This window comes from Dactylosporangium thailandense (assembly GCF_059739745.1).
Genome location: NZ_AP029195.1, coordinates 8,723,095 through 8,735,596, shown reverse-complemented (window position 1 = coordinate 8,735,596; position 12,502 = coordinate 8,723,095). Strand labels below are relative to the sequence as shown.

Annotated in this window: 8 protein-coding genes and 3 tRNA genes; 7 read left to right on the top strand and 4 right to left on the bottom strand. The window is 70.3% G+C overall.

Annotation, left to right across the window (positions count from 1 at the left end):
- Nucleotides 1-456: 456 nt before the first annotated feature.
- Nucleotides 457-1,869 carry a zinc-dependent metalloprotease gene (locus tag AC6JBM_RS38790; RefSeq protein ID WP_497978848.1) on the bottom strand — a complete coding sequence of 471 codons (1,413 nt, stop codon included), beginning with the start codon at nucleotides 1,867-1,869 and terminating at the stop codon, nucleotides 457-459.
- A 56-nt stretch (nucleotides 1,870-1,925) separates the two neighbouring features.
- Here AC6JBM_RS38790 and AC6JBM_RS38785 point away from each other — a divergent pair, with 56 nt between their 5' ends.
- The 4 genes from AC6JBM_RS38785 to AC6JBM_RS38770 all read left to right on the top strand — a co-directional run bounded on the left by AC6JBM_RS38785 (nucleotide 1,926) and on the right by AC6JBM_RS38770 (nucleotide 6,625).
- Nucleotides 1,926-2,960 carry a YlbL family protein gene (locus tag AC6JBM_RS38785; RefSeq protein WP_350611722.1) on the top strand — a complete coding sequence of 345 codons (1,035 nt, stop codon included), beginning with the start codon at nucleotides 1,926-1,928 and terminating at the stop codon, nucleotides 2,958-2,960.
- 61 nt (nucleotides 2,961-3,021) lie between these two features.
- On the top strand, nucleotides 3,022-6,012 hold the full coding sequence (locus AC6JBM_RS38780) for a UPF0182 family membrane protein (protein WP_497978847.1): 2,991 nt from the start codon (nucleotides 3,022-3,024) through the stop codon (nucleotides 6,010-6,012).
- A gap of 118 nt (nucleotides 6,013-6,130) precedes the next feature.
- A tRNA-Met gene (locus AC6JBM_RS38775) sits at nucleotides 6,131-6,204 on the top strand.
- A gap of 344 nt (nucleotides 6,205-6,548) precedes the next feature.
- Nucleotides 6,549-6,625: transfer RNA gene (locus AC6JBM_RS38770), tRNA-Met, on the top strand.
- 133 nt (nucleotides 6,626-6,758) lie between these two features.
- Here AC6JBM_RS38770 and AC6JBM_RS38765 read toward each other — a convergent pair.
- Nucleotides 6,759-8,153, bottom strand: a complete 1,395-nt coding sequence (locus AC6JBM_RS38765) for a hypothetical protein (protein ID WP_497978846.1) — start codon at nucleotides 8,151-8,153, stop codon at nucleotides 6,759-6,761.
- A complete protein-coding gene (locus AC6JBM_RS38760) occupies nucleotides 8,150-8,656 on the bottom strand; it encodes a SigE family RNA polymerase sigma factor (RefSeq protein ID WP_497978845.1) in 507 nt (168 codons plus the stop codon). Before AC6JBM_RS38760 ends, AC6JBM_RS38765 begins: the two co-directional genes overlap by 4 nt.
- A 120-nt stretch (nucleotides 8,657-8,776) precedes the next feature.
- On the opposite strand from AC6JBM_RS38760, the gene AC6JBM_RS38755 reads away from it, so the two are divergent.
- From AC6JBM_RS38755 to AC6JBM_RS38745, 3 genes are all read left to right on the top strand, one after another.
- Nucleotides 8,777-8,853 (top strand) — tRNA-Met (locus AC6JBM_RS38755).
- Nucleotides 8,854-9,147: 294 nt separating this feature from the next.
- The gene (locus AC6JBM_RS38750; RefSeq protein WP_497978844.1) at nucleotides 9,148-9,996 is read left to right on the top strand and encodes a glycosyltransferase family protein; all 849 of its coding nucleotides are present in this window, start codon (nucleotides 9,148-9,150) and stop codon (nucleotides 9,994-9,996) included.
- A 43-nt stretch (nucleotides 9,997-10,039) separates the two neighbouring features.
- Nucleotides 10,040-11,368, top strand: a complete 1,329-nt coding sequence (locus AC6JBM_RS38745; RefSeq protein ID WP_497978843.1) for a glycosyltransferase family 2 protein — start codon at nucleotides 10,040-10,042, stop codon at nucleotides 11,366-11,368.
- A 1-nt stretch (nucleotide 11,369) separates the two neighbouring features.
- Here AC6JBM_RS38745 and AC6JBM_RS38740 read toward each other — a convergent pair whose 3' ends face one another.
- Nucleotides 11,370-12,500 carry an LCP family protein gene (locus AC6JBM_RS38740; protein ID WP_497978842.1) on the bottom strand — a complete coding sequence of 377 codons (1,131 nt, stop codon included), beginning with the start codon at nucleotides 12,498-12,500 and terminating at the stop codon, nucleotides 11,370-11,372.
- Between the last annotated feature and the right edge of the window lie 2 nt (nucleotides 12,501-12,502).

The window sequence follows — 12,502 nt, the reverse complement described above, 5'->3', positions numbered from 1 at the left end:
GCGCGGTCGGCGCGGGACCGGAAGACGCTCATCGTCCCGGTCCACGCGACTCGGGCGCTGCCGACCTAGTGGCGCCGTCGGCGCGGGCCTTCGCCGCCCCGGTCCCAGCCGACGCGCGACCGGAAGACCTTCGCCGCCCCGGTCCCGGCCGACACGCGACCGGAAGACCTTCGCCGTCCCGATCCCGGCCGACACGCGACCGGAAGACCCGCGCCGTCCCGCCCGGCCGACGCGACTCGGGCGCTGTTGACTCGGCGGCGCCGTCGGCGAGGGCCAGAAGGCGTGGGCCAGAAGACGACCCTCGCCGTGACACGCGGTTGACATGACGTCGCCGTTGGGGCTGATGGATAGGCTCAGGGTGACCAGCGGCGGACCTGACAGCGTCGGCGCGCAGCGCCGAGCGGTGCCTGGCGGGAGCAACGGTCCGCACCCCCGCGGACCCGAGTCATGACGCTCTCAGCTCTCGTCGTCAGACGAAGGCTTCTTCTCTTCGGGCGACGGGTTTTCGGGCGACGGGTTTTCGGGAGATGGGTCGCCCAGCGAGCCGAACTCCTCGCCGAAGCCCAGGTCGCCGAGGTCCAGCTGGGTGCGGGCGAAGAGGTCCGGGTCGGCGAACGCCTCCTCGTCCGGCAGCAGGTCCGGGTGGCCCCAGAGCGCGTCCCGGCCGCTCACCCCGCGGTGCTCGGTCAGCGCGTTCCACAGCGCCGTGGCCTCGCGCAGCCGGCGCGGCCGCAGCTCGAGCCCGACCAGCGCGGCGAACGTCTGCTCCGCCGGGCCGCCGGCCGCGCGCCGGCGCCGGAAGGCCTCCGAGAGCTTCACCACGTCGGGCAGGCGCTCGCCGGCGGCGCGGTCGACCACGTGGCAGACCCAGCCCTCCACGAGCGCGAGCGCCGTCTCGAGCCGGGCCAGGGCGGCCCGCTGCTGCGGCGTGTCCTCGGGCGTGAAGATGCCCTCCAGCACCAGCTCCTGCGGGTCGTTGCCGAGCGTCGACGGGTCGATGCGGCTCATCGCCTCCTCGATCGCCTCGCGGTCGACGTGGATGCCGGCCGCGTAGGCCTCGACCGCGGCGAAGACGTGCCCGCGCAGCCACGGGACATGGCCGAAGAGGCGCTGGTGGGCCGCCTCGCGCAGGGCCACGTAGAGGCGGACCTGGTCGTCGGGGACCTCGAGGCCCTTGCCGTATTCCGCGATGTTCGCCGGCAGCAGCGCCGCGGTCCCGGCCGGGCCGAGCGGCAGGCCGATGTCGCCGGCCGAGAGCACCTCGGCGGCCAGGGAGCCCAGCGCGGTGCCGAGCTGCCCGCCGAGCAGCGCGCCGCCCAGCGAGGCCACCATCGAGGTCATCGGGCCCATCTGGGCGCGCATCTCCTCGGGGACCAGCTCGGTCATGGCCGAGACCATGCGGGCCGCCACCGGGTCGCAGAGCTTGCGCCAGATCGGCAGCGTCTGGTTGAGCCACTCGCCGCGGCTCCACGCGGCGGTCGAGCGCACGCCGGACGGGAGTGCGGACTCCGGTTCCAGCCACAGGTCGGCCAGCCGCAGCGCCTCGATGACCGCGGCGCGCTCCACGGCCGTCACGGCCGGGTCGCCGACGGGCTTCGCGGCGTCGGGGTCGGCCGGCTCGGCGGCCGGCATCGGGGCGCCGGGCATGGCGAAGCCGACCGGGAACTGCGACATGCCGGCCGCCGGGCCGCCCCCCGTGAGGTGGGCCTGCGCCAGCTGTCGCGCGAGATCCCAGTTGACCGGACCACCGCTGGGCGTGGCGAACAGCTGCTGCAGCTGGCTCAGGAATTGCTGCATCTGGCGCGGATCATTGGGATCCGGCACGTCGCCGCCGGACGGACCGAAGCCGAACGGGATATCTGCGGGCATGTCACAACGGTACTCGCTTCCAGGTGCGGTGGGCCGGGAGCGCTAGGCTCGCCGCCATGAGACGTCGTGGGCTGACCGTGCTGTTCGGCGCGCTGCTGCTGTTGGTGCTGTCCTGGCAGGCGACCGTGGTCAAGGTGCCGTACGTCGAGATGGGCCCCGGCCCGACCTACGACACGCTCGGCACGGACACGGGCAAGCCCGGCGGCCACCCGATCATCAGCGTCGACGGCGCCGAGGCGACCAAGTCCAAGGGCCAGCTGCGCATGACCACGGTGTCGGTCCAGCCCGACATGACGCTGCTCGACGCCATGATCGGCTGGTGGCAGAAGGACCGGGCGGTCGTGCCCCGCGAGCTGATCTACCCGCCGAACCGCACGCAGCAGCAGGTCGACGAGGACAACGCCCGCGACTTCCAGCAGTCGCAGACCTCGGCCGAGACCGTCGCGCTGCGCAAGCTCGGCTATCCCGTCCAGGTCACCGTGGCCGAGGTCAGCGCCGGCTTCCCGGCCGAGGGCAAGCTGCAGAAGGACGACGTCATCAAGTCCGTCGACGGCACCGCGGTCGACAGCCCCGACAAGCTCACCGAGCTCGTGCGGGCCAAGCCGGCCGGCACCAGCCACCAGATCGAGATCGTGCGGGCCGGGCAGACCTCCACGGTCGAGGTCGCGACCAAGGCCGGCGACGACGGCAACCCGCGCATCGGCATCCAGGCCGGCACCAGCCAGCCGCACCCGTTCAAGCTCACGATCCAGCTCGACCGCATCGGCGGCCCGTCGGCCGGCCTGATGTTCACGCTGGGCATCATCGACACGATCAAGCCGGAGGACCTCACCGGCGGCATGATCATCGCCGGTACGGGCACGATCGACGACGCCGGCGCCGTCGGCCCGATCGGCGGCATCCCGCAGAAGCTCGTCGCCGCGAAGGCCGCCGGGGCCAAGGTCTTCCTCACGCCCGCGGCCAACTGCGGCGAGGCGATGGACAATCCGCAGCCCGGCCTGCCATTGATCAAAGTGAACAACATCGACGATGCGCTGACCGCCCTCGACACGCTCCGGGCCGGTCGGACGCCGACGCTGTGTAGTAGATGACTACGCTGGACGAGTTTCCATACGCGAACGGGCGGAGCCGACCGTGGTAATGCGTAATCCGATGACCAGGGTGAGCCGGCGAGGACGGGTCACGATCGCCGTCCTGGTGGTCGTCTTCCTGCTGTTCACGTTGTTCGACCGGGTGGTCGGGGCGTGGGCCGACTATCTGTGGTTCTCCGAGGTCAAGTACCCCCAGGTCTTCACCGGGGTGCTCACGACCCGCATCTGGATGTTCGTGATCTTCGGCGTGGCGGTCGGGCTCGTCATCGCCGCCAACCTCTACCTGGCCTACCGGACCCGCCCGCTGCTGCGGCCGCACTCGGCCGAGCAGCACGCGCTGGACCGCTACCGGCTGTTCCTGCTGCCGCACATGACCGGCTGGATCATCCTGGTGGCCGGCCTGATCGGGCTGTTCTCCGGCCTCTCGGCGCAGGGCCACTGGCAGGACTGGATGCTGTTCAGCAACAGCACCCCCTTCGGCCAGACCGACCCGCAGTTCCACGTGGACCTGTCGTTCTACGTGTTCGAGTACCCGTTCTGGCGCTACCTGCTCGGCGTGGCCTTCACCGCCGTGGTCTTCTCGCTGATCGGCGCGCTCGCCCTGCACTACCTCTTCGGCGGGGTCCGCCTCCAGGGCGCCGGCGAGCGCATGACGGCCGCGGCCCGCGCGCACCTGACCGCCCTCGTCGCGATCTTCGTGCTGCTCAAGGCGGCGGCGTACTTCCTCGACCGCCGTGGCCTCCTGCTGGACAAGTTCCCGACGCAGGACCTGTACGGCGCCGGCTACACGAACATCAACGCCCTGCTGCCGGCCAAGGAGATCCTCGCCTGGATCTCCATCGTCGTCGCGATCGCGATCCTGGTGTTCTCCAACGCCTTCATGCGCAACCTCGTGTGGCCGGGCCTGGCCCTGGGTCTGCTGGCGCTGTCCGCGGTGGCGGTCGGCGGCATCTACCCGGCCGCGGTGCAGTCGTTCACCGTCAAGCCGAGCCAGCTGCAGAAGGAGGCTCCGTACTTCCAGTACGCCATCGACGCCACGCGCGAGGCGTACGGCTTGAAGGACGTGAAGGTCGTCCCGTACGCGTCGAGCAACACCGACCCGCCGCCCTCGCTGACCAACGGCAGCGATCCGACGGTGAACAACATCCGGCTCCTCGACCCCGCCGTCGTCGGCGACACCTACACCCAGCAGCAGCAGGTCCGCGGCTTCTACGAGTTCAACCCGAAGCTGGACATCGACCGCTACACGCTGACCGACGACAAGGGCAAGTCGCGCACCCAGGACTACATCGTCGGCGTCCGGGAGATCCGCTACGACCAGCTCCAGCAGAACAACTGGCAGAACCGGCACAGCGTCTACACGCACGGCTACGGCTTCGTCGCCGCCCCGGCCAACCAGGTCGTCTGCGGCGGTCAGCCGTACTACGTCTCCGGCTTCCTGAGCGAGAACACCAAGCCGGACAACCAGGGCAGCGAAGAGTGCGCCTCGGACAACGACCAGATCAAGGTCACCCATCCGCAGATCTACTACGGCGAGCAGATGGGCGACGTCTACGCGATCGTCGGCAAGGGCAAGGCGAGCGACCGCAACGCCGAGTTCGACCGGCCGACCGGGGGCTCCGGCGACCAGGACCAGTACTCGACGTACGACGGCAGCGGCGGCGTGGACGTCAACACCTTCTGGCGCCGGCTGCTCTACGCGTCGTACTTCCGCGAGACCAACTTCCTGCTCTCCGGGGTGCTCAACGACCACTCGAAGGTCCTGTACGTCCGCGACCCGGAGACCCGGGTGCGCAACATCGCGCCGTTCCTGACGCTGGACAGCGACCCGTACCCGGCGGTCGTCGACGGCAAGATCCAGTGGATCATCGACGGGTACACCACGTCGGCGACCTACCCGTACGCGCAGAAGCTCGACTGGAACACCGCGATCCAGGACTCCTCGACCGGCGGCCGGGTGTTCCCGGAGCCGCGCCAGGACGTCAACTACCTGCGCAACTCGGTCAAGGCGACGGTCGACGCGTACACGGGCGAGGTCAAGCTCTACGCGTTCGACGAGAGCGACCCGGTGCTCAAGACCTGGAACAAGGCCTTCGGCGGCAAGCTGGTCCAGCCGCGCTCCGCGATCTCGGAGAGCCTGATGGAGCACCTGCGCTACCCGGAGGACCAGTTCAAGGTCCAGCGTGACCTGCTCAGCCGCTTCCACGTCACGACGCCCGAGGGCTTCTTCTCCGGCCAGGACTTCTGGGAGGTCCCGAAGGACCCGGCGAACTCGACGGCCGACCAGCCGCCGTACTACCTCGTCGCCCAGCTCCCCGGCCAGGACGAGGCCCGCTTCCAGCTCACCGCCGCGATGGCCCCGCGCAAGCGAGGCAACCTGGCGGCGCTCATGTCGGCGTCGTACGTCAACGGCCAGCCCCGCTTCGAGGTGCTCGAGCTACCGGCGAACACCGCGATCCAGGGCCCGAACCAGACCCACAGCAGCATGACGTCGATCGCCGACGCCAGACGCGAGCTCACCCAGTTCAGCTCGCAGAACTCGGACGTGTTCTACGGCAACCTGCTGTCCCTGCCGGTCGCCAACGGCATGCTGTACGTCGAGCCGATCTATCTGAAGGCGAAGAACGAGACCGCGTTCCCACGCCTGCAGAAGGTGCTCGTCGCCTACGGCCCGAAGTACATGGCCTACGCCGACAACCTCGCGGACGGGCTGGAACAGCTCGTCAAACAGGTCACCGGCCAGGCGCCGGTGCCCCAGACGGACAACGGCGGCAACACCGGCCAGAACACCGGCAACCCGTCCGGCAACCAGGGCACGCCCCAGGTGCAGGAGGCGATCGCGGCCATGAACAAGGCGATCGCGGACATGAAGGCGGCCCAGCAGTCGGGCGACTTCGAGGCCTACGGCCGCGCGCTCAAGGCGCTGAACGACGCGATCGCCCGGTACGAGGAGGCCACGAAGGCGGCGGGCGCCACCCCGTCGCCGAGCGGCTCACCAGGCGCTACGCCGGGCGCCTCGACGTCCCCGTCGGTCCAGCCGTCCTCGGGCTGACCGCATTCGCTGATCACCCGGGCCGGCGGTAACGACCCCGGCCCGGGTGACACCCGACACGGTCACCCGGCACCGATTTGGACCTGACCAACCCCGTCCGCTAAGCTAAACAAGCCGACGCGGGGTGGAGCAGCTCGGTAGCTCGCTGGGCTCATAACCCAGAGGTCGCAGGTTCAAATCCTGTCCCCGCTACAAATCGCGACGCCCCCTGCTTCACGCGGGGGGCGTTTGCCGTTTCGATTTGTAGCATTCTTCGCGCTCACTTCGTTCGCTCCCCAGTGGGGGGCTTCGCCACCCCACACCCCCCATTAAGACCTCGCGGGTTGCGCTTGCACCGTCGAGTCCTCGTGTGCGTGTTTGGTTTGCTCGGGTTCGTTTTTGGCTCTGGCCGTTGCTCCCGCCAGGCACCGCTTGGCGCTTCGCGCCGTTGCTGCCGGGTTGTCGGTGGGCGCGCTTTTTTTATCGGCTCTTGTGCTCGGGCTCTTGGGTTAATGGTTTGGGGTCTTGGGTTTGGTGGGCTAGTGTTGGTGGTGCGACGCGGGGTGGAGCAGCTCGGTAGCTCGCTGGGCTCATAACCCAGAGGCCGCAGGTTCAAATCCTGTCCCCGCTACCAGGGAAAGCGCCCTCTCAGAATGAGTTCTGGGAGGGCGCTTTCGTGTCTTGTGCGGCCGGTCCCTCACATTCCATTCCGGCATAAAAGCCGGCTCGAAAGAATGCGGCCGCGTCCGCTCGCATCGGCGTCCGTGTCATGTTCGGGCGGTGACCTGGCGGCGGTGCCGGCGCACGAGCCAGCGGGTCAGCAGGGCCAGCCCGCCGATCGGGATCAGCAACAGCGCGCCGAGCTGGAGCAGGGGCGCCCAACGGATGGGAAGTACCGCCGCATCCGTGTGCGGGCCACCGAACGCGCCGGCGGCGACCAGGTCCGGCGCGACGTCGATCGATGACACTTCAGGCGGCGGGTCGAGCACGGTCCTCACCCCGCCGGGGGCGACGACGGCTACTCGAACGTGTCCGGTGATGGCCCAGCCGCCGTCGTCGAACCCCGCGTCCAGGGCGCCGTCGCCCGGCTCCGGGTCCGACACCACCGCGACCAGTTCGGTGTCGTGCCAGCCCAGGGCTCGTACCGCCAGCCCGGTGAGCGGCGGCAGCGCGGGGCCGGCCGCGTCGGCACCGGTGGCGGCGTCGAGGTACGACACGTGCCAGGTGCGTGCGGCCAGGCTCGCCGTGTCACAGGCTTCGGCGCAGCCGTCGAGCGTGAGCAGCGCGATGCGCGTGCCGTCCGGCGTCCAGGCGCCCGCGCCCGCCAGCCGCACGCCAGGGCTGATGGGATGACGCCAGAGGCGGTTGCCCTGCGCGTCGTAGGCATCCAGCGTGGTGCCGTCCGCGGTCGGCTGCGCCACCACCACTCGTCCACCGTCCGGTGCGAAGGCGCCCGACCAGGACGTCGCGGCCGCTGTGTCGTCGAACGGATCGCCGAGCGGCGTCTCGGCGGCGGTGGAGAGATGCAGCAGGTGGTACTGGACGGAGTCGCCGTGCGCGGCGCGGTGCCGGGTCAGCAGGGCCTCGCCATCTGGCCGCCACGCCACGACCGTTCCACAGCAGGTGTGCGTGGCCGTGTCGAAGGTGCGGGCCCGGCCAGTTCGCAGGTCGGTGACGGTCAGCCAGCCGCCCTCGTCCGCCGGCTGCGCGACGCGCGTGCCGTCCGGTGACAGCCGCACGTCGATGCCGGCTCGCACGCCGTCGCTGGGGTAGCGCAGCACGCGATACGCGCCGGCGCGCCCGACGACGGCCAGTTTGCCGCCCTCGGACTCGAACGGGTCGGTCCCCAGGGCCGACCCTCCGCCGAACAGCACCGACGCCGCACCGGCCGGGGCGCCCTGAACCGTCTGCTGCCAGGGATAGGGCAGCTCCACTTGGCCCGGGACGGCCGGAACGCCCGCCGCCGGCCGAGTGTCCCGTCCGAGGCCGGGCAACACTGCCACGGCGCCGACCAGGAGCGCGGCGATGGCGGCTCCCGCGCCGGCCAGCACGCGGTCGCGGTATCGCTCGCGTCGTCCGCGCCGCCAGAGATCCTCCGGCAGCCGTGCCGGCGGCATCTGTTCACCGATCCGGAGGAGCGTGTCGCGCAGCGGCGCCGTCATGAGGTGACCTCCGTCAGCTCGGCGAGTTCCGGCGCCTTGGCGCGCAGCGCGGCCAACGCGTCGCGGGTCTGGCTCTTCACGGTGGACACGGAGCAGCGCATGACCTCGGCGGTTGCGACCTCGGTGAGATCTTCGAAGTACCGCAGGACCAGCACCGCTCGCTGGCGTGGCGCGAGCCGGGCGAGGGCGGCCTGGACCGCGACGGCGGTGTCGATGCCACTGGACTCGTCCGGCCCCGGCCGCTCCGGTGGTTCGGCAACGAGGTGGACCCGCCGCCAGCGCCGGCGCCACAGCGACACATGCTGGCTGACCATGGCACGCCGGACATAGGGATCAGGATCGCCGCCGGCAACCACCCGCTCCCAGTGCCGGGCAACCTTGACGAGCGTTGCCTGGACCAGATCCTCCGCGGTGTGCCGGTCGCCGCACAACAGGTATGCCGTCCGCGACAGCGCCGCCAAGCGGCCCGACACGTACGTGTGGAACGACTCCTCGGCCTTCACTACACCTCCCTGCTGTGACACACGCTCGCATGCCTACGTACGGGTGGGTGCGGCCGGAGAGTTACATTCGGTAAAGCGGTTTGGAGTTCCGGCCGGTCTGAGCTAGGTTTTGTCATGCGACGCGGGGTGGAGCAGCTCGGTAGCTCGCTGGGCTCATAACCCAGAGGCCGCAGGTTCAAATCCTGTCCCCGCTACCAATGGAAATGGCCCTTCAGGGATTGCCTGGAGGGCCATTTTCGTCCCTGTGGTCGGGGTTGGATTTTTCGGCGCTCCGAGGGCTACCCCTACTCATCCGGGTCGAACCCCTGCTCGGATAGGGGTATGCCGCGTCTGGCTTCTGTCCCTGCTTTGGCGGGTGTGCGGTGTTCAGGGACAGTGTTCGACGGAACCGGTTTCGGGGATCTCGCGAAAGTCTGGGGTCGGGGTTCGAGTGCGGGGCGGGGTAAATTTTTTCACGTTTGGTGGGAGCGCTCACATGAGGGGGGCCGGCCGTGCGGCGTGGCGTCTACTTTCTGGCCAACGACACCGTCCTTGAGCAGGCGATCGCCTTTCTCAGCAGCTTCCGCCGGTTCAATCCCACGATCCCGTTGTGCCTCGTGCCGTTCGCCGACAACGTGGAGCAGGTCGCGGCCCTCGCCTCGCGGTTCTCGTTCGACGTGTGGCAGCGGCCCGAGCTGCTGCGCGAGTGCGACGACATCAGCAAGCTCTTCCACGGCGAAGTGGCCGGGCAATATCGCAAGCTCGCCATGTGGTCCGGGGAGTTCGACGAGTTCGTCTACATCGACTGTGACACCGTCGTGCTGCACTCGATCGACCTGGTCTTCCCGCACCTGGCCAAGTTCGACTTCGTCGTGTCGAACTCCAACGTGCCCGACGCCCGGCGGTGGGTGTGGCGGGACTCGATCATGCGGGCCCGGGCGCTCAGCCCGCGGCAGATCAGCTTCGCGGCCAACACCGGGTTCGTCGGCTCCAAGAAAGGGCTGCTGGACCTCGATACGGTGCGGGCGAAGCTGGACCGCGCGCTCGCGCTCGCCCCGCACATGGAGCTGCTCTGCCGCGAACAGCCCCTGCTGAACTACCTCATCGTGACGTCCGGGCGGCCGCACACGAGCCTGCTCGCGATGATGGCCGTCTCCGGCGACATGTCCATTCCGCTCGAGCGGTGGGGCGGCGGTGACATCGGCGTCGTGCGGGACGGGCAGGTCGTCACGCCGGAAGGGGGCTCGCCGACGCTGCTCGTGCACTGGGCCGGGGAGTTCCAGAAGGTACGCGAGCACGGGGGCCGGATACCGCATCACGAGCTGTGGTCGTACTACCGCGATCTCGTACCGCAGACGTAGAGACCTGGGATGTAGAGGCCCGCAACGGACTGGAGGCACCAGCGTGTCGGTCAGTGTCGTGATCCCGACCACCCTCGAACGGCCGCACGTGCGCGAGTGCGTCGAGGCGGCGCTGGCCTCGGCCGCGCTGCTCGGCCCCGACACCGAGGTGCTGCTCGTCGCCAACCGCGTGCCGGCCGGCGCGACCTACGACGGGCCCGCGGACCCCCGGCTGCGGGTCCTGCGCTCGGACCCGGCCGGCGTGTCCCGCGCCCGCAACGCCGGGGTGGCGGCGGCCCGGCACGACACCATCCTGTTCGTCGACGACGACCTGGTGGTCCCGCTGTCCTGGTGCACGGAGATGCACCAGGCGCTGCGCGGCGGCTGCACGGCCGTCGGCGGCCCGGTCCGCCTGCGGGTCGTCGGCCCGATCACCGCGTTCATGAACCATCAGCGGTTCTACGACGCGGCCCCGATGGACGGGGAGATGGGCGGCCTGCTCGTCACCGCGAACGCCGGCTACCGCCGCGACCTCGCCCCGCCCGGCCCCCCGTTCGACACGGAGCATCACGCGCACGCCGGGGAGGACACCGACCTGGCCCTGCGGCTGCGCGCGGCCGGTCGGCGCATCGGCTGGCTCGCCACCCCGTCCACGCCGGTGCACCACGTGGAGGAGAACGTCCCGGCCCTGGTCGTGCGCGCCCTGCGCGACGGCCGCAGCAGCGCGCACATCTATGCCCGGCACGGCCTGCGCGCGCCCGTGCAGTGCCTGCCCTCGCCCTGGCGCGTGTACTGCGCGTCGCTGGCCGGCCGGCCCGACTACTACCGCCTCTACGGCGAGATCGACGCGCTGCCGGTCCGGGCCCTGTTCGCGACGATGTCGCTGGTGCTCATCAACTGCCTGCACGCCGCGTACCTGCAGGAGACCGGGCGGCTGTTCGATCACCCGCTGGTGTCCGTGGACGAGGACGCGCTCGTCGCGGAGCTGAGCACGGCGCTGTCCTCCGCCATCGAGGCCGCGTCCGGCGTCGCGCCCGAGGTCTGGGGCCGGCTGCCGATGTGCCTGTCGCCCGACCGGATCCGGCCGACCCTGGAGGGCCTCGTGCCGGTCGCCGAGATCGCCGCCATCTTCAACCGGCACGCGCCCCGCGGGACCACCCCGACGCGCCAGCTCTTCAACCACCTGAACCGGGGCGACGGCGCCTGGATCAACCGCACCATGAACCTGCGGGACCGGGCGGCCGAGGTCTGGCGGCGCCTGACGCCCAGCATCGACGAGGCGACCCTCGACACCCTGGAGACCGAGGCCCGCCGGGCCGGGCTCACGCTGAGCGACGTGTGTGGGTACCTCGACCGGCCCGAGGTGCGAGCCCCGAGCCGCGCCCGCCGCTGACCTAGGACTGGGGGATCGGGCGGTCCTCGCGCAGGGCGTCGTAGAAGGGCTTGATCTTGTCGGTGTCGGCCAGGACGACGGACTCGTCGCCGATCATGCCGGTGCCCTTCGTCGGGCTGGTGTAGGCGGTCACGTCGTCGCCGCGCAGGTTGCGCAGCTCCATGGCCATGTCGAACATGTTCAGCGTGTCGTCGACCGTCGCCGCGTCGGCGGTGGCGTGCAGGAAGTCGTTGAGCTTGCCGGGGCTGCTCAGGGTGCCGCCCGAGGCGGCCTTGTTCAGCACGGCCTTGATGACCTGCTGCTGGTGGCGGATCCGGGCGAAGTCGCCGTCCTGGAAGGCGTAGCGCTCGCGGGCGTAGTCCAAGGCGGTCGCGCCGTCCATGGTCTGCAGGCCCTTCTCGAAGTGGCGGGTGCCCGAGGGGTCCAGCGAATGGGTCGAGGTGAAGCTCTCCGACACGTTGATGTCCACGCCGCCGAGGGCGTCGACGATGTCCTTGAAGCCGGAGAAGTCGACCATGACGACGTGGTCGATGCGGATGTTCGTGAACTTCTCGACGGTCTGCACGATGCCGGGCACGCCACCCCAGGCGTACGCCGCGTTGATCTTGGCTTCCCGGTTGCCGTACTGGCTGTTCGGGGCCTTCGGGACGTACACCCACGTGTCCCTGGGGATCGAGACCATCTGGGCCTTGGTGTGGGTCTGGTTCAGGTGCAGCACGATGATGGTGTCGCTGCGCGAGCCGTCCTGGTTGTCCGGGTTGCGCGAGTCGCTGCCCAGCAGCAGGAAGTTCATCGCGTCCTTCGCCGCCTCGGCCTTCTGGGGGCGTTCGGCCTCGGGGACCCCGGCGAAGGCGTCGACCCGGTCGACGCCCGACGCCACCGAGTTCAGCCAGAGGGCGGTGCCGGCGAACGCCACGCCGATCAGCACGGCGAGTGACGCGACGATGACCAGCGCGATCCGGGCCCCGCGGCCGAGCCGCCGCTTCGGGGAGGCCGGCGCCGGCTCCACCGGCGCCGGCTCCACCGGCGGCGAGTCCACAACAGACGGGTCCGGAGCGCGGCGAGGAGCCGGGATGCGCTCGATCACCTCGGTGGGGTCGTCGTCGGCAGCGTGGCGCCCCTGCGTTGGCATGG

What these genes read in the sequence shown, in the direction of transcription:
- AC6JBM_RS38785 (WP_350611722.1), top strand. Translation starts at nt 1,926, where the DNA reads ATGAGACGTCGTGGGCTGACCGTGCTGTTCGGCGCGCTGCTGCTGTTG.
- AC6JBM_RS38740 (WP_497978842.1), bottom strand. Translation starts at nt 12,500, where the DNA reads ATGCCAACGCAGGGGCGCCACGCTGCCGACGACGACCCCACCGAGGTG.
- AC6JBM_RS38765 (WP_497978846.1), bottom strand. Translation starts at nt 8,153, where the DNA reads ATGACGGCGCCGCTGCGCGACACGCTCCTCCGGATCGGTGAACAGATG.
- AC6JBM_RS38790 (WP_497978848.1), bottom strand. Translation starts at nt 1,869, where the DNA reads ATGCCCGCAGATATCCCGTTCGGCTTCGGTCCGTCCGGCGGCGACGTG.
- AC6JBM_RS38780 (WP_497978847.1), top strand. Translation starts at nt 3,022, where the DNA reads ATGACCAGGGTGAGCCGGCGAGGACGGGTCACGATCGCCGTCCTGGTG.